Annotated in this window: 12 protein-coding genes; 8 read left to right on the forward strand and 4 right to left on the reverse strand. The window is 47.0% G+C overall.

What is annotated here, in order from left to right; translation table 11 throughout:
* Positions 1–191 precede the first annotated feature (191 nt).
* The 3 genes from C2M35_RS08560 to rph are packed head-to-tail and all read right to left on the reverse strand — an operon-like array spanning position 192 to position 2,027.
* The gene (locus tag C2M35_RS08560) at positions 192–584 is read right to left on the reverse strand and encodes a diacylglycerol kinase (RefSeq protein WP_105265093.1); all 393 of its coding nucleotides are present in this window, start codon (positions 582–584) and stop codon (positions 192–194) included.
* Between the two features lie 58 nt (positions 585–642).
* Positions 643–1,287, reverse strand: a complete 645-nt coding sequence (pyrE, locus tag C2M35_RS08565) for an orotate phosphoribosyltransferase (RefSeq protein ID WP_105187767.1) — start codon at positions 1,285–1,287, stop codon at positions 643–645.
* Positions 1,288–1,313: 26 nt separating this feature from the next.
* Complete coding sequence (rph, locus tag C2M35_RS08570; RefSeq protein ID WP_105187768.1) at positions 1,314–2,027, reverse strand: ribonuclease PH; 714 nt, start codon at positions 2,025–2,027, stop codon at positions 1,314–1,316.
* A 168-nt stretch (positions 2,028–2,195) separates the two neighbouring features.
* Between rph and C2M35_RS08575 the strand changes: the two genes are divergently transcribed.
* The 8 genes from C2M35_RS08575 to C2M35_RS08610 all read left to right on the forward strand — a co-directional run bounded on the left by C2M35_RS08575 (position 2,196) and on the right by C2M35_RS08610 (position 15,648).
* Positions 2,196–3,056, forward strand: a complete 861-nt coding sequence (locus C2M35_RS08575) for a YicC/YloC family endoribonuclease (RefSeq protein ID WP_105200285.1) — start codon at positions 2,196–2,198, stop codon at positions 3,054–3,056.
* Positions 3,057–3,477: 421 nt separating this feature from the next.
* Positions 3,478–4,086, forward strand: a complete 609-nt coding sequence (locus C2M35_RS08580; protein ID WP_105265094.1) for a hypothetical protein — start codon at positions 3,478–3,480, stop codon at positions 4,084–4,086.
* A gap of 53 nt (positions 4,087–4,139) precedes the next feature.
* Positions 4,140–6,587, forward strand: coding sequence for a hypothetical protein (locus tag C2M35_RS08585; RefSeq protein WP_234000040.1), 2,448 nt, complete (start codon positions 4,140–4,142; stop codon positions 6,585–6,587).
* Positions 6,588–7,339: 752 nt separating this feature from the next.
* Complete coding sequence (locus C2M35_RS08590; protein WP_233997935.1) at positions 7,340–7,945, forward strand: hypothetical protein; 606 nt, start codon at positions 7,340–7,342, stop codon at positions 7,943–7,945.
* A complete protein-coding gene (locus C2M35_RS08595) occupies positions 7,945–10,557 on the forward strand; it encodes a hypothetical protein (RefSeq protein WP_105265096.1) in 2,613 nt (870 codons plus the stop codon). Before C2M35_RS08590 ends, C2M35_RS08595 begins: the two co-directional genes overlap by 1 nt.
* 472 nt (positions 10,558–11,029) lie before the next feature.
* Positions 11,030–11,635: a hypothetical protein gene (locus C2M35_RS08600; RefSeq protein ID WP_105200280.1), complete on the forward strand. Its 606-nt coding sequence runs from the start codon at positions 11,030–11,032 to the stop codon at positions 11,633–11,635.
* Positions 11,635–14,274 (forward strand): hypothetical protein, encoded by a 2,640-nt coding sequence (locus tag C2M35_RS08605; protein WP_105265097.1) that lies wholly within the window; start codon positions 11,635–11,637, stop codon positions 14,272–14,274. Before C2M35_RS08600 ends, C2M35_RS08605 begins: the two co-directional genes overlap by 1 nt.
* Before the next feature lie 213 nt (positions 14,275–14,487).
* On the forward strand, positions 14,488–15,648 hold the full coding sequence (locus C2M35_RS08610) for an MFS transporter (RefSeq protein WP_234000041.1): 1,161 nt from the start codon (positions 14,488–14,490) through the stop codon (positions 15,646–15,648).
* A gap of 25 nt (positions 15,649–15,673) precedes the next feature.
* Here the strand turns inward: C2M35_RS08610 and C2M35_RS08615 are convergent, their stop codons facing one another.
* The gene (locus tag C2M35_RS08615) at positions 15,674–16,570 is read right to left on the reverse strand and encodes a cation diffusion facilitator family transporter (RefSeq protein ID WP_105265098.1); all 897 of its coding nucleotides are present in this window, start codon (positions 16,568–16,570) and stop codon (positions 15,674–15,676) included.
* Positions 16,571–16,682: the final 112 nt, after the last annotated feature.

The following is a 16,682-nucleotide window of genomic DNA, read 5'->3' on the forward strand; positions in this document are numbered from 1 at the left end:
CCTCGCTATGCGTTGCTGCCTGCCGTCTCAGTGGGGTCGCATTATAGGGAGATTCGATTTCGACGCAAGCCCTTTTTTAAAGAAAATTGCGAAAAACGGATCGTTTGCGCAAATTACACACAAAAGGCATTAAAAAAGGCCATTAAATATCCTTTTAATGGCCTTTTTCGCTGTTTTAATTGTATCTGTGCTTATGAAACACCCGCTATATATTGATAAAGACTCACGCCCCACACCAAGGCGGCTATCAGTAGAGATAAGGTCACTGCGGCAGAACCCATATCCTTGGCTCGCCCGGATAGTATATGCATATCGGTAGAAACTCTATCTGTCAGCGCTTCAATCGCCGAATTGATCAACTCGACGATAAGAACCAGTAGCAGCACAACCACTAAAGCCAGCCAATGCATAATGTCGGTTGCAATAATAAAAGACAGGGGCAATAAGAGCAGTGCCAGGGCCAGCTCTTGACGAAAAGCAGCTTCTTCTTTTATTGCCGCGCTTAAACCGAGATAAGTACAACGTAAGGCTTTAAATAATCGTCCTATACCTTGGCCATTGGGTTTATTGGAATTTACTTGCATCGACTACTCATTCCTTTAGCCATAAAAAAGCCCCAATGAAGGGGCTCTTTACTCTATATTAGGCAACACCGTACTGGTCACGGTACGCTTTGACCGCTTGCAGGTGCTCGTCCATATCACCTTGCTGTTCCAGATAGGTAATAAGGTCGGCTAACTTAACAATAGAGACAACCTGCGTATTAAAGTCGCGCTCTACTTCTTGAATCGCCGATAACTCAGCCTTGCCTTTTTCCTGACGGTCTAGGGCGATAAGAACGCCTGACAGATCCGCGCCGTTGGCTGCAATGATTTCCATCGACTCACGAATCGCCGTGCCAGCAGTGATCACATCGTCCACCAGCATGACTTTACCTTTAAGCTCTGAGCCTACCAGACTGCCGCCTTCACCGTGGTCTTTCTTTTCTTTACGGTTAAAGCAATAAGGTACGTCTTTATCGTAATGATCCGCTAAAGCAACCGCCGTGGTAGTAGCAATTGGAATACCTTTATAGGCCGGGCCGAACAATAAGTCGTACTCTATACCTGCATCTTCCAGCGCTGCAGCATAAAAACGACCTAGTTTGGCCAGGTCTTTACCCGTGTTAAATAAGCCGGCGTTGAAAAAGTAAGGACTCGTGCGCCCAGACTTCAAGGTGAACTCACCAAACTTAAGTACCTGTTTGGCTAATGCAAATTCAATAAACTGCTTTTGATATTCTTTCATTACTCTACTCGTCAAGCTGTTAAGGGTTAGGCCAAGGTTTGCTTTTGGATATCGATGATTTCACGAATAGAATGCTTCGCCAGGCTTAGCATTTGCTCAAGCTCATCGAATGAGAAAGGTTCACCCTCGGCAGTGCCCTGAACTTCAATGATTTTACCGGTTTCGGTCAAAATCACGTTCATATCGGTTTCAGCCGCAGAATCTTCTAAATATTCCAAGTCACTGATCGGCTCACCATTGTAGATACCCACTGAAATAGCAGCGATCATGTGTTTAAGGGGATTGGTATTGATCATGCCCTTGCTGCGCATATAGGTAAGCGCATCGACAAGTGCAACACATGCACCGCTGATTGACGCGGTACGGGTGCCGCCATCGGCTTGAATAACATCGCAATCTATGGTGATAGTGTTTTCACCCAGGGCTTTTAAATCAACCGCCGCACGTAAGGCACGCGCGATCAGGCGTTGAATTTCCATGGTACGTCCACCTTGTTTACCACGCGCCGCTTCACGGTTATTACGAGTATGGGTAGAACGCGGCAACATGCCGTATTCTGCGGTAACCCAGCCTTTACCCTGACCCTTCATAAAGCGCGGTACACCCGCTTCAACACTCGCCGTACATAAAACCTTGGTATTACCAAACTCAACCAATACCGAACCTTCGGCATGCATGGTGTATTGGCGAGTAAAGGTCACTGGGCGAATTTGATTAGGTGTTCTTTCACTAGGACGCATTCACTATCCCCTTCAATAAAAAATTTCGTTCATTATATGTGTTCACCCGCGGCTATGCCACGGCACTTTTATGAAAATGGCCATTTTTGCCGGAAAATTCTGCTAGAGCTCACATTTTGTTAAGGTATAATCATAGCGATACTGCTATTCAAAATTAGGAAATCATTCATGATCCACAGCATGACTGCGTATGCTCGCCAAGAAGTGAAAGGCGACTGGGGTACCGGAACTTGGGAAATTCGCTCCGTAAACCAACGTTACTTGGAAACTTTTATTCGCGCCCCTGAGCAATTTCGTGGTTTAGAGCCTGTGATCCGTGAACGCCTGCGAAAGAACCTGCAAAGGGGTAAGGTTGAAGTTTTCCTAAAATTTGCCGCTAACCCGGCCCATGTGGGCGAGCTCAACATCAACGAGTCACTGGCCTCACAGCTGGTAAAGAGTGCCCAATGGGTACAGGCACAAAGTAAAGGCGACATTAACCCGGTTGATATCCTGCGCTGGCCCGGTGTGATGGAAGCAGAAGAAATGGATATGGACACTGTGCAAAGCGAATTGCTTGCCGGTTTAGACGGTGCCATTGAGGACTTTAAAGCCGCCCGTGGCAGCGAAGGCGAAAACCTTGAGCAGATGATCAGCACTCGCCTTGACGCCATCCTTGAGCAAGTGACCATAGTTGAAGCGCATATGCCGGAAGTGATCAAATGGCAGCGTGAAAAGCTATCGCAAAAGCTTGAAGAGCTGCAAGCCGAGATCGATGAAAGTCGTCTTGAGCAAGAACTTATCTATCTGGCGCAAAAACAAGATGTCGCCGAAGAGCTCGACCGCCTAAAATCGCATGTAAAAGAAACCCATAAGATCCTGAAAAAAGGTGGTGCCTGTGGCCGACGCTTGGACTTTATGATGCAAGAGTTTAACCGTGAGGCCAATACCCTGGCGTCCAAGTCGATTAATACCGAAGTCACCAACGCCGCCGTAGAGCTTAAGGTGTTAATTGAGCAGATGCGTGAGCAAATTCAAAATATTGAGTAAACCTTAGGCCCGACTTTAGACGTCTTAACCGGCCTCGCTTTATGCGGGGCTTTTTTATGCCTTACGACTTGGCAACAAGCTGTCTTCCCAATCTAGTACCTTCACTTATTCCTTCATAAAACAGAAAAATATATTAAAGAAAAAGAGGGTTAGAAATTAAAAAAACAAACAAAAAAAAGTAATTATAAAAACATTTAAAAACCTCTATCAAAAACTCAACGACCCATAAAAACTAACACCAATACATCAGGTTAGAAATTTTCACGATTTCAAATCCGCAAAAACAACTTAGTACACTTTCAATACAAAATGGTACATATAATAAATTGACCACATCCGCTGATTATTAAATAACTAAAAGCCGCCGTGAATATAATAAAAATCTCGGTGAATAATAAAAACCATCAACGGAGAAGGTCTAATGAAAGCTACATCTATGCTTAGGAAGGCTTCGGTTGTGCTGACGGTTGCTGCAGGTTTATCACTTGCTACTTCAGCCAACGCCATGAAGTTAAAGCAACAAATCTTACTAGAACTCACTGCTGCTTCACAAAACATCATTGCCGGCGAAGTAATTAAAGTCACCGATGGCTTCGATAACAAGCGTCCTTACACTGAAGTCACCATCAACGTCAGCAGCGATGCAAAAGGCAAATTAAAAGAAGAATCAACCTACACTTTCCGTCAGTTTGGCCTACTGAAGCCGCGTTCTATGGGCAATGGTAAGGTTTATTTGGGTGTCACACCTGACGGCTTCGCTAAATGGAATGAGGGCGAAAACGTCATCGCCTTTATGTACAAGCCAGCCTCTATCACCGGTTTCCAAACTACTGCTGGCATGGCACAAGGTAAGTTTGTTGTCCGCGATGGCAAGGTAATTAACCAATTCGCTAACTCAGGCCTGTTTGAAGGCATGGACACTGCAAGCTTCTCTGACGAAGAGCGCAACATGCTTACTAATCCAGAAGCAGTGAAGATTGATGTGTTTATGAACCTTGTCGGTAAACTTGCGGGAGTACAACAACAATGAAATTCTCTAAACTTGCTGCTGGTATCGCACTAGCCACTCTTTCTGCTGGTGCTTTGGCGGCTGGTCCGCTCTATATTCACGATAAAACCATGCAGCCCTACAAATGGGATACGAGTAAAGGCGCAATCCCAGTTTGGACCGATGGCGGTATGCTGGTTCAAGATAAGGATGGTAACCAGGTTGAATCGTTTACCGTGCTAAAAAAGGGCACCAAGTACAACCTCAACATCACCTTGCCAGATGGCACTGTGATCCCTAAAAACACCGTACTCGATCGCGACTACACCTTATTAACGGTTGAGCGAGCGAACGAAATTACGGCCAATGCCATTGCCCAGTGGTCAAACGTAGAAACCGCGACATTAGACATGGCCGTTGCAGGCACCATTGCAAGCAAAACTGGGATATCTGATATCACTGCCGCAAATGCAAATGAGGTCTATGGCGCCGAAAATGGCTATGGTTTTTGGGTAATCTATGACACGGATGGCTCGGTTGTAGAAGACGTGTTTGGGGTACCGAAACAATCTGTTTTAGGTATGGCATTTCCTGAATGGGCCAACGAAGAAACCGGTGAGATTTTAGAAGCAACAGCAATAATGAATGGCTGGGCAGTGGCTCCTAATGACGATGGCAGCAAAATTGCGGGCGTATTCACGCATGAGTTTGGTCATGCTATCAACCTTTCCCACACTCAAGTAAATGGCCAACTAGCCTATCTAAGTTCAGCGGCAAACAAGCTGTACCCAGGCGTGCCTGGCTGTGGTGTGAACCCTATCGCTGGCGGCAATCCAGCGATGATCGAAACCATGTACCCGTACATTGATCACTACAAGGCAGGTGCAGTTAATCAGAGTAGCATCGAACATCCCGATGATGTTGCGGCGATATCAAACCTGTACCCAAGTGCTCACTATGCTAATTCCCGCGGGGCCATAACCGGCGTGTTACGCCTTAAAGATGGCAGAACTGAGTACAGCGGGATCAATGTGGTCGCACGCAACGTCAACAACCCGCTATTCGATGCGGTGTCAGACATGTCAGGCTCTGCCACACAGGGCAAAGTCGGTCCGGATGGGCGATACACGATTCGAAATCTGACGCCGGGTGAGCAATACGTGTTGTATGTAGAGCCAATCGTTGCCGGTGGCTTCCCAACAACACCTCAACCTTTACTTTCAACGGCAGAATATTGGAACGAAAACGAAAGTAGCGATCCCCTGATCGATGAAGTCTGCGACCAAACGGCTATTATCGCCGAAGCAGGTGTTACCAAAGAAGCGGATTTCACTTTCAATGGATACATGAAAGGGGTGCAGGTAACTCCCCTATCCTCAGTGACTTTTAGCGATTTGTCGAAAAATGGCCGCAAGGCAGTTGGTACTGCCGGTCTCAGTGCGGTGATGTGGGATGCCAATAACGGTTTTGAAATTTTACCCAGCCGCTATGTGGGTGCTGAATCATACCTAAGCCGCAACGGTAAACATGTTTTGGTGCAACACGATCAGGATGGCAACGGCATTATGGAGCCCACCGTTTGGTCAGGGAATGAAGCGCGTTCGGTTGGCTATCTCGGACAAAGCCAATGTAACGTCTCCACCAGTTTCGCCGGGGTAAAAATCAGCGCCCTTGGTTCAGCCATGGACGATTCAGGTTCTACCGTTGTCGGTATGGCATACCAAGACTTAAACGGCAATGGCAACTGCCAAGAGTACTTCTCCGGCGAAATGAAACCCTTTATCTGGGATGAAAAAGGCGGTATCCGCGAACTGGATACCAGCGGTGTGAATTGGAACCGAACTTTGTACGCGTTTGCTCACGGCTTATCTGGTAACGGTAAAGTGGCGCTCGGTCAGGTGAATTACAATCAGGCCGTTGCCTGGGTTGATGACGGTCCTATGCTCGACCTCACCACCGCGTTCAATGCAAAGCAAGCTAAGGTCTCAAACTTCGACGGCAGCCGCGTTGCGCTGACCAGCAATTACGGTGTTCAATTATGGGATTCACGTAAAGGACTAAGCGAAGATGCGGTAACCAACATCGGCTCACTGCCTTGGTGTGAGGATATTCAATACATCTTCTACTCTTGGAATTTGTGTAAGGAGCTTTCACCAGATGAGATCACAGCCTCTTACGGTGCCGTGCCTATGACGGTTAGCGATTTGAGCGATGACGGCAGAGTCGCAATTGGCCGAGCCGGTGGTAGCCGATTTGGCTATTATGGCGCCCTGTGGGTCGAAGGTATTGGCTGGCTTGAGCTAAGCCGCTTCTTGCGTGAGCAAGGTGCAGCAGAACTCGGTAAATTGTCGATGAGTAATCCGATTGCCCTAAGTGGTGACGGTAGCAAAATGCTGGGTGTTGCCGGCGGGATGTCTTGGTATATGGATTTGAGCCAAGTTTATGTATGTGACAATGGTGATTCGATATTAACCGGGTTCCCTGGTGGACTAAGAGAAGCGGTCGCCAATGGTGCTAAAATAGGACGCTGTGGAATGATTTAGTAACTTGTCAGAATCTAACAATGTGCTTTTCTTGTTAGTCTGATATCTCAATTGGGACTCGCTCTGTCGGGTCCCATTTTTTGTTCAGCGAGTTTGTGATTGCAGATGCAAACAACAACAGAAGCCGCCAAAGTTTTTCATTGATACCCAGCGAACCAAGATAGCATCCTAGTTTCTAAAAGTAATTCCCCCTCGCTGTGTTCTGTGTCTGCAGGATCCCTAACAGGACAATTAACACAAACCGCATTTACGGTCCGGGCCAAAAATGATGATACACATCTAGTTGTGTACATGGCCCACCAGCCAAAACAAAAAATTAACAACAGTTCATTTATCACCCGAAAAACAATCCCTTCACATTGCAACCCAACAAGCCATTTTAGGTACATTTATACCGACAAAGAATATGAGAATAAAAATAACAAAGATTAAAGAATATCTAACCCATAAAAATGAATAAGCATTCAGGTAATTTAATCAGCTCCAATGTCGTGAAATTTGAATTAAAACTCTAATTTAAAAAGTAAACAAAACTCTTCTGATGCACAAAACAAAACAACAATAGCATTCAAATCAACGACTTATAAAAAATAAAAACAACATCATCATTAATCAGGAAGACTCTAAAAAAACCTCTGATACAAAATTGCACAAATAATCAATTGAATAACAATTCGATTTATAAAACCTTAGAGAGAGCTGAGTGTTAATAGTCAGTAAATAAAAATAAAATCATCAACGGAGAATTTCTAATGAGAGCCAAATCCATGCTCAAGAAGGCTTCAATTGCGCTAACGGTAGCTGCAGGGTTTTCCCTGGCTACCTCAGCCAATGCCATGAAGCTGAAGCAACAAAATCTAGAAGAACTCACTTCCGCTTCACAAAACATCATCGCCGGCGAAGTCATTAAGGTCACCGATGGCTTCGATAACAAACGCCCTTATACCGAGGTCACCATTGCAGTCAACAGTGATGCCAAAGGCAAACTAAAAGACGATTCAACCTACACTTTTCGCCAGTTTGGCTTGCTAAAGCCACGTTCAATGGGCAACGGCAAGGTGTATTTAGGCGTTACACCGGACGGTTTCGCCAAATGGAACGAAGGTGAAAACGTGATTGCCTTTATGTACAAACCGGCCGCTATTACCGGCTTCCAAACGACCGCCGGCATGGCACAAGGTAAGTTTGTTGTACGCGATGGCAAAGTCCTAAACCAATTTGCGAACACGGGCTTATTTGACGACATGGATACATCAAAATTTTCAGATGAAGAGCGCAATATGCTCACTAATCCTGGCGCTGTGAAAGTGGATGCCTTTATGAATTTGGTCGGTAAATTAGCGGGAGGACAGCAATAATGAAATTTTCAAAACTAGCAGCAGGCATCGCTTTAGCCACACTGTCTGCAGGAGCATTCGCCGGCGGCCCTCTTTATATCCACGAAAAAACCATGCAGCCGTACAAGTGGAATACCGCAAACGGAACCATCCCTGTATGGACCGACGGTGGCCAACTCATTAAAGACAAAGATGGTAACGATGTTCAAGCCTTCACCATTTTAGAGAAAGGCACTAAGTTCAACGTTGATATCACCTTACCCGATGGTGAGGTGTTACCTAAAAACATCCCCCTAGAACGCGATTACACCTTCCTGACGATTGCTCAAGCTAACGCCGTAACCGCCGATGCCGTTGCGCAGTGGTCGAATGTTGACACATCAACCTTGGACATGGCCGTTGCTGGCACCATTGAAAGCCAAACCGGCATCAGTGACGTTAATGCATCTAATGTAGACCAAATCTATGGGGCGGAAAATGGTTATGGCTTCTGGGTTAACTACGACAGTGATGGCGCAATTCTGGAAGAGTATTTTGGCATCCCTCGTAACCAGGTGCTGGGCATTGCCTTCCCTGAATGGGCCGATGAAGAAACCGGTGAAATCACCGAGGCAACGGCGCTTATGAACGGTTGGTACATAGATATCAAGGACACCGAGGGCAAGATGGTTCAGGGCGTATTTACCCATGAGTTCGGTCACGCTATGAATATGTCTCACTCACAAGCAAACGGCCATTTTACCTATATAGCTTCCCCTTGGAGCCCTCAATACGACGGCGTGCCCGGCTGTAGCACAACTAACCAATACACGGGTCGAGGCCAGGCACCGGCCGATGGCATCGAAACCATGTTCCCCTTTATCAACGTGCGCGGCACAGAAGGCATGGAGCAAGGCACTGTCAATGTACGTGATGATATCGTGAATATTTCCGACCTCTACCCAACTGCGGATTACAAAACCAAGTACGGTACCATCAAGGGTAAACTGTTTACCAAAGAAGGGGTTGAGTATTCGGGTATGAACATGATCGCCCGTAACCTGGATAACCCCATGTACGATGTGATCACTCAACAAACGGGTAATATGACACAAGGTCGTATCGGTCCCGATGGCTCATTCACCATCAATGGCTTAACACCCGGTGGTCGTTATGCGTTATACATGGAGCCAATCCGAGCCGGGGGTTACCCAACCACCCCATCCGCGCTTATTTCTGAGTCTGAATTCTGGAATAGCAACGAGAGTTCATCACCGGCAATGGATAATGCCTGTGACATGACTGAAATCGTTGTTGCCGGCGGTGAAACCAAAGAAATCGAAATGCATTTCAATGGTTACAAAAATGGTATCCAATACACGCCATTAGTTTCTGCATTTGTCACAGAGCATTCGAAAAACGGTAAAAAAGCGCTCGGTTCAACACCAGGCGGTGTTCCGTTCATGTACGACAGCGTGCAAAACTCTTTTTCTACAATGATCGCTCCGGATGGTTCAGCACTACTTAGCTCAACCACCGCAGCAATGAACAAAACAGCTACAAAAGCGGCTGTTATTGCTGACCTAGATGGTGATGGCATTGGCCAAGGTGCGGTTTGGGATATTCGCTCTAACAAGCTTATGGAACTGGAAGACCCTTCAAATAACACCTGTACACTGGGCAGCCAACAAGGTGTGAGCTCTCAGTCAATTTGGGATATAGACGATGAAGGTAAACTTGTTGTCGGTACTTACCGCAAACCAACATCTGGTGGCCAAGAATGTGCCGAAGGTGAAGGTGCTCGCTCATATGCTGTGCCAACGGTATGGGACACTACGACTGGCAAAGCGACTGAGCTAGGTGGTCTTGAATATGTGCCTTCGCTTTACGGCTCTCGTATTGATGTACTCGTAAATGGTGAGCGTAGAGAAGTATGGATGCGTGCCGATCGTATGTCAGGTAATGGTAAAGTCATTACTGGTACAGGCAACAGCCAAGGTCTAGTGGCTTGGATTGATGGCGAACTTCATGACATCAATAGTAAGTTTGGCGCCCGCGATATTGCCGTAATTAGCCAAGATGGCGGAAAAATTGCGTTTAATACCCTTGTTGGTGAAGGCCGCGACCGCAAGTATGACGGCATCAAAGTTTGGAATACTCAAACAGATGAGCTTGAAGCGCTAGGCAGCATGCGTTGGTGTGATGACATTCCTTACATCCAGCGATTCGTTAACTACTGTGAAGCACCGTATAACTTGGATCATGAATACATATCGTCTGTTGTCGGTGTACCAAGCATGATCCCTCTTGATGCAAATGAAGACTTGTCACTCATTACTGCACGTTACAATGGCGGTAGTGCAATTTACATGGACGGTCTTGGCTGGATGACAGCTGCTGAGTTCTTCGGTCGTCAAGGCGTTGTTGAAGCTAAAAACCTGTTAACTGATAACTGGTTTGCTATGAGCGCCAATGGCTCAGAAATGATGGCTAACTTAGCTGGTGCAGCGATCAGTATTGAGATCGATGCCAACAAAGCATTCGTCTGTAAAGACGGCGTAAACCAGGAGCTGAGCTTCCCTAAACAGGTTATGGCCGCAGTAAAAAATGGTGCTGAATTCGGTCGCTGCGAGCACCTAGACGACACCTATTAATCTTTATGTTGTGACCCAAGTAATGGCCCTTAACTGGGCCATTTTTATATCCCATACAGGGCTTTTAGAACTACTTTTTATCTTGATTGACTGCATAAATATACAAAAATAATTATATAAACCCACTTAATCATAACCATTGATTATTAAAACCCTTTCCTCCAAGAATCCCACTTAATAGCAAAGATTAAACTAACAAAATCATATACTTAAAAAATCTCAAAGCAAGATGGAGGGGCAGTGATGGGCAGGCCTAGAAACTAGGGCAAAAATAAACTCAAGCAATTGATATTTAAACTAATTAAAAGCAAAAACCGAATTACCTCAGGGACGGTTCAACTGGATACACCTGTACAAAAGTGTACATAAATTGCATTGAATACTCACCCGCAATGTTCAATAAATGTTCACCGCAGAAACATGTTATTAACAGCTCGATGATTACTACAGATTCATCAATGGAGAGTGTCCAATGAAAACTAAATCATTACTTAAAAAGGCTTCAATCGCATTGACTGTCGCTGCAGGTTTATCACTTGCTACGTCAGCTAATGCAATGAAGCTTAAAAAGCAAAACTTGCAGGAGCTCACCATGGCTTCGCAAAACATCATTGCCGGTGAGGTTATTAAAGTAACCGATGGCTTCGACAACAAGCGCCCCTACACCGAAATCACCATTGCTGTGGACAGCGATGCCAAGGGTAAGCTGAAAGAAGACTCAACCTACACCTTCCGCCAATTTGGCCTGATCAAGCCTCGCTCTTTGGGCAATGGCAAGGTCTACCTGGGTGTGACGCCTGAGGGCTTTGCAAAATGGCATGAAGGCGAAACCGTCATTGCCTTTATGTACAAACCGGCTTCTATCACCGGCTTCCAAACCACCGCAGGTATGGCACAAGGTAAGTTTGTGATCACTAACGGCAAAGCCGTTAATCAGTTCGCTAACAGCGGCCTGTTTGAAGATATGGACACATCCAAATTTACCGATGAAGAACGCAACCTAATAACAACCCCAGGTGCGTTAGACGCAGACACCTTTATGGGCCTAGTTGGTCGACTTGCAGGAGTACAGCAGTAATGAAATTTTCAAAAATTGCAGCAGGCATTGCCCTAGCTACCATCTCTATGGGTTCAATTGCAGGCGGCCCGCTTTATGTTCATGAAAAAACCATGCAGCCATATAAATGGGATACCTCGAAAGGCACAATCCCGGTATGGACAGATGGTGGCAAGTTAATTAAAGACAAAGATGGTAACGATGTTGAGAGCTTTACCGTGCTTGAAAAAGGCACCACCTTCAACGTAGATATCACCTTACCCGATGGTACAGTGCTAGAAAAAAACGTCCCGCTAGATCGCGATTATACTTTCCTCACAATCGCCCAGGCCAATGCCGTCACCGCCGATGCGGTCGCCCAATGGTCCAACGTTGAAACCTCAACCTTGTCAATGGCCATAGCGGGAACAATTGAGAGCCAAACGGGTATTAGCGATGTAAATGCAAGCAACGTAGATCAGATCTACAGCGCTGAAAATGGCTACGGCTTTTGGGTCAACTATGACACCGATGGCGCTATTTTAGAAAACTACTTTGGTATTTCTCGAGACCAGGTTTTGGGTATCGCTTTCCCAGAGATTGCCGACGAAGAAACCGGTGAGATCCTCGAGGCAACGGCGCTGATGAATGGCTGGTATATTGATATCAATGATACCGACGGCAAGATGGTACAGGGCGTATTTACCCATGAGTTTGGTCATGCCATGAACATGTCACACTCTCAAGCTAATGGCCATTTAACCTATGTTGCCAAACCCTGGTTCCCGCTCCATGACGGTGTCGCCGGTTGTCCAGGCACAACGACATACACTAACCGTGGTCAAGCGCCAACCGACAGCATCGAAACCATGTACCCCTTCATTAACGTACGCGGAGTTGAAGGTCTAGAGCAAGGCACGGTCAATGTCCGTGATGATATCGTCAATATTTCCGACCTTTACCCCACGGCCGATTATAAATCCAAGTTCGGCACCATTAAGGGTAAGTTATACACCAAAGAAGGTGTTGAATACTCGGGTATGAACATGATTGCGCGTAACCTGGACAACCCGCTGTACGACGTGATCACCCAGCAAAGTGGTAACCTGACCCAAGGCCTAGTGGGTCCTGATGGCTCTTTCACTATCAGCGGTCTGACCCCTGGCGGTCGCTACGCTCTGTATATGGATCCCATTATTGCCGGTGGTTACCCAACTACACCAACGAGCATCATCTCAGAGAATGAATACTGGAATGAGAATGAAGGTACGTCTCCAGCGCTAGATCAAGCCTGTGATATGACTGAAATCATAGTGTCTGGCGGTGAGACCAAAGAAGTAGAAATGTACTTCAATGGTTATCACAGCGGCATTCAATACACGCCACTTATTTCTGCGTTTGTCGTTGATCACTCGAAGAATGGTAAGAAGGCACTGGGCACGACCCTAACGGGCATTCCTTTTATCTATGACAGCGTGCAAAACTCTTTTGAGACAGTGGTCACCCCCGAAGGCTTTGCCCCATTGAAAGCAACCAATGCAGCAATGAATAAAACGGCAACAAAAGCCGCAGTGCTGGCCGATATGGATGGCAACGGCATTGCTCAAGGTGCGATTTGGGACCTTCGTTCGAATCAATTAACCGAGTTAGAAGACCCGAGCAACAACACCTGTGCCCTAGGCAGCCAGACAAGCGTGAGCTCTCATGCTATTTGGGATATGGATGACACAGGTCACATTGTAGTGGGTAATTCACGTAAACCGACTGCCGGCGGCAATGAGTGTGCGCCTGGCGAGGCTTCTCAGTCATACGGTGTGCCCACGATTTGGGATACCAAAACAGGTAAAGCAACCCTGCTTACGGATGGCTTAGAGTTTATCCCTAGCAGATGGAACAATAGTTACGAGGTGCTTATCAACGGTGAGCGCACAGAAGCCTGGGTTCGCGCCGACAAAGTGTCTGGCAATGGTAAAACCATTACCGGTTCGGGCAACAATAACAATTCGCAACTGGCTTGGGTCGATGGCAAATTACGCGATTTGTTTAAAGACTTTGGAGCCCTCAATGCCTCGGTTATTTCTCAAGATGGTGAGCGCATCGCCTTCGGTTCACAACGTGGCTTTGGTCGCAGAGCCTTCGGTCAGGGTGTGAAAGTATGGCATGCCGGTACCGACGAAATCACCGAACTAGGTGGCCTGCGTTGGTGTGACGATGTACCTTTTGTTAACTTCGGTATGAACATGTGTGCATCGCCATTCAACCTAACCCATGAAGACATTGCCGCAAATTCAGGCCTGCCTTTGATGATGGTAATGGATGCCAACGACGATTTATCGCTTATCACAGGTCGTACTCTAATCGGTGGTATGCCAGCGGGTTCAACCATCTATCTAGAAGGTATTGGCTGGATGACGGGTGAAGAGTTCTTCGCTAAGCAAGGTGTGATTGAAGCTAAGAACTTGATGACTAACGGTATCTTTGGTGTCAGCGCCAATGGCTCAGAAATGATGGCTGGTCTGGTTGGAGCTTCTACGCCAATCACCATTGAGATTGACGCCAACAAAGCCTTTGTATGTCAAGGCGGTGTAAACCAAGAACTAAGCTTCCCTAAACAAGTTATAGAAGCAGTTAAAGGCGGTGCCGAATTTGGTCGCTGTGAACACCTAGACGACAAATATTAATCTCTGTGTTGTGACTCCTAAGCAATGGCCCTTAACTGGGCCATTTTTCTATTTATAATCCCCAATCCCCTGTGCCAATTCACTGGGCCACTGCAGCATCAATTTTCATTATCGACACGGACAAAAATGCTTGTTTTACATTTGTGGACAGCTTGCGCATAGTCGCCGGTCGCTTAATCGACCACATATCATTACTTTTAGGACTCCCGTACCGTGCTTCCCGAATCTCAAGCTGGCACTCCAGGTATCTTTGCGCCGATTTTGGCTTTGACCTTATACGCTATCGCCGCCGGCTATTTAATGAGTTTATTGCCGCTTTCCTTGGCCCAATTTGCGTTTGACGATGCCCTAGCAAGCTGGCTTGCCAGTAGTTTTTATATCGGCCTGCTGGCGGGTACTTTGGGCATAGAGCCGGTGCTTAAACGTCTGGGATTTCGCCCTACTTACCTGGTCTGTTTGGCCCTTTTTACCCTGACCGCAATCGCCCTGCCCCTCTATCCTCAGGCCTGGTTTTGGCTTGCGTTGCGACTGCTGGCCGGCTTTGCCGTGGCGGGAATTTTTGTGGTGGTGGAATCCTGGTTAATGGCTGGCGAGCCAAGTACCAGGGCTAAACGTCTTAGCCTGTATATGGTGGCCTTGTATGGTGGCACGGCTTTTGGTCAGTTGGGGATTAATCTCTTCGGCACCTCGGGAGTGGCGCCCTTTATCAGCATTACCCTGGTGATGGTGGCGGCATTTTTGGTTATGGTCTTGTTGCCTAATCAGGCTCCAAACCATCATCACAGTGCCCGCCTGGAGCTAAAACAGATATTAAAACTCAATCACAGTGCCCTGTTTGGCTGCCTGATCTCTGGTTTGGCTCTGAGCGCCATCTATGGCCTTATGCCCTTGGCGTTGGCGGCACGTGGCATCGCCGAGCAAGATATAGGAACCCTGATGGCGCTGGTGATCTTAGGTGGGATGGCGGTACAGCCGCTGATCACCTTGCTCAATAAATACCTGGCACCAAGCATGTTGATGGTGGCATTTAACCTGCTTGGAGTACTGGCGCTGGCTCTGTCTCTCACCTCCGAAAGTTTAAAGGTGCTGGCTTTGGCGGTTTTATTACTGGGTGCAGCAAGTTTTGCCCTGTACCCCATAGCTATCGACCTAGGCTGTCAGCAATTGCAAGAGCGCTATATGATAAGCGCCGCCCAGGTTATGCTGCTGAGCTACTCTGTCGGCTCTGTACTTGGGCCCTTATTTGCCGAGCCCTTTATGGCTCACCAACACGGCTTCTTTACCTATTTGTTTATTACTTTGGCCTTTAGCGCCATTTATATTCTGCTTGCCAGTTTGCGCAGCGAAAAAGCCGTCTCAAGCGAAAGCGAATAAGCAAAGGGGCTTTGCGCCCCCATGCTTATTCGCCTTTATGATCCCGACATTGCTCCTCGGGGTATTCAAATTCCAAGGTGGTATGAGCCAGTTCGAAGTCGGCAAGCAGGTGCGCTAAACGCAGCTTTAAATCCATCACTTCAACAGCATCAAGGTGCTCACGCAAACATAAATGGGCGGTCAGAACATGGTGCTCGCCATCCAAAGACCAGTAATGCACATGATGAGCTGTGCTGATCTCTTGCGGCTCCACTAAGAGCGCCGCCAACCTGCGCTGAGTTTGCTGATCCGGCGTTCCCTGCAAAAATAACCTCAGTGTTTGGCGCAGATTACGTACCACATTAACAAGAATAAAAAGGGTAAAGAGTATGGATAAAATGGGGTCGAGTATCGGCCAGTCCACAAACATCAGTACTATGGCCACCAGCAGTACCGCCACCCAGCCAAGCACATCTTCTAACAGATGCCAGTTAAGCACCTTTTCATTCAACGACTTACCCTTACTCAGTTTGAGCGCCGCGTAACCGTTAACAGATATACCAAGCACCGCCAACAGCAGCATGCCCTCGGTCATGGGCATAACCGGGTCGAAAAGCCGCGGTACGGCAAGCACCAAGACCCAGGTCGAGCCGACCACAAGCACCAGAGAATTCAACAAGGCACCCAGCAGGCTTAAACGCCGATAACCATAAGTAAAGCGGGCATTGGCATGCTTGTTACTAAGCTTATTCAACACCCAGGCACTGCCGATGGCGAGGCTATCACCTAAATCATGCACCGCATCGGCCATAATAGCCGTACTGTTGGTAAGCCAGCCGCCAATAAACTCTATCAGGGTAAAGCCGAGGTTTAAAAAGAAAGCCCAGCCGATGCGCTCCGAAGCTATATCATGGTGATTATGGTGGTGATGATGTGAATGCACGCGCTTCCCCTGATCCCGGTTGATAGGGTCTGTTTATCTTTGCGGTTTACTTTATGTTCAATCTAAACGCATTCTGATCACGACGCTCGTTATGCTGCATAGTCATTCTATG

The organism is Pseudoalteromonas sp. T1lg76 (assembly GCF_002964725.1).
Lineage (GTDB): Bacteria > Pseudomonadota > Gammaproteobacteria > Enterobacterales > Alteromonadaceae > Pseudoalteromonas.

Bases quoted from the DNA above. Each gene is read 5' to 3' on its own strand.
- pyrE (WP_105187767.1), bottom strand. From the start codon at position 1,287: ATGAAAGAATATCAAAAGCAGTTTATTGAATTTGCATTAGCCAAACAG.
- C2M35_RS08605 (WP_105265097.1), top strand. From the start codon at position 11,635: ATGAAATTTTCAAAAATTGCAGCAGGCATTGCCCTAGCTACCATCTCT.
- C2M35_RS08590 (WP_233997935.1), top strand. From the start codon at position 7,340: ATGAGAGCCAAATCCATGCTCAAGAAGGCTTCAATTGCGCTAACGGTA.
- rph (WP_105187768.1), bottom strand. From the start codon at position 2,027: ATGCGTCCTAGTGAAAGAACACCTAATCAAATTCGCCCAGTGACCTTT.
- C2M35_RS08560 (WP_105265093.1), bottom strand. From the start codon at position 584: ATGCAAGTAAATTCCAATAAACCCAATGGCCAAGGTATAGGACGATTA.
- C2M35_RS08580 (WP_105265094.1), top strand. From the start codon at position 3,478: ATGAAAGCTACATCTATGCTTAGGAAGGCTTCGGTTGTGCTGACGGTT.
- C2M35_RS08600 (WP_105200280.1), top strand. From the start codon at position 11,030: ATGAAAACTAAATCATTACTTAAAAAGGCTTCAATCGCATTGACTGTC.
- C2M35_RS08595 (WP_105265096.1), top strand. From the start codon at position 7,945: ATGAAATTTTCAAAACTAGCAGCAGGCATCGCTTTAGCCACACTGTCT.
- C2M35_RS08575 (WP_105200285.1), top strand. From the start codon at position 2,196: ATGATCCACAGCATGACTGCGTATGCTCGCCAAGAAGTGAAAGGCGAC.